This is a genomic window from Stutzerimonas sp. LR2 (assembly GCF_055755175.1).
In genome coordinates this window covers 1-530 of the sequence record NZ_JBVTRR010000107.1, presented here as the reverse complement: position 1 = coordinate 530, position 530 = coordinate 1, and the positions used below count along the sequence as shown (strand labels likewise).

Genomic DNA, 530 nt, shown 5'->3' with positions numbered 1-530 from the left:
TTGGAGCCTGTTGTGGCAGTGAGTGCGATGGAAAAAATCGATAATGCAGGCATTCAAAAACTGTACGAAATCATCGCTATTTACGACCATGAACCTGCTGACGAAGAAGAGCGTTGGCAACAGCGGATGGCGGAGCTCGATTTCCACACGGTTGTCGCGAGCTATTCGGATAATGTGCTTTTAGTATTTATTTGTCATTTTCTTCAGCGGTTACTGAAAGATTTAGCCGTCTGTAAAGATATTTATTTGAAACCTGAACCCGTTGATAGACGCCAAGGTATTGAATACCAATACCAATTGATAGAAGCCTTGCGCCGCAAAGATGCACAAAAAGTACAAGCGGTCATGGAAGCGCACATGGATTATGCAGAACACGCCATGTTGGCTCTACAAGCCACCTTACAAGAACGTTTTTTAAGTGAAGATAGGTAATCATCATGATCGACACAGCATATCTAGCAAATGTATTACGCACATTGTTACAAACGCCGAGTCCTGTTGGGATGACTGATAAAGCGGTTGCGCAGACT

General features: G+C 43.6%; 1 protein-coding gene. It reads left to right on the top strand.

Annotation, left to right across the window (positions count from 1 at the left end; all coding sequences use genetic code 11):
* Positions 1-432: FadR/GntR family transcriptional regulator (locus tag ACVRRC_RS22300; protein WP_472997626.1), on the top strand; the 432-nt coding region annotated here is incomplete at its 5' end.
* Positions 433-530 lie beyond the last annotated feature (98 nt).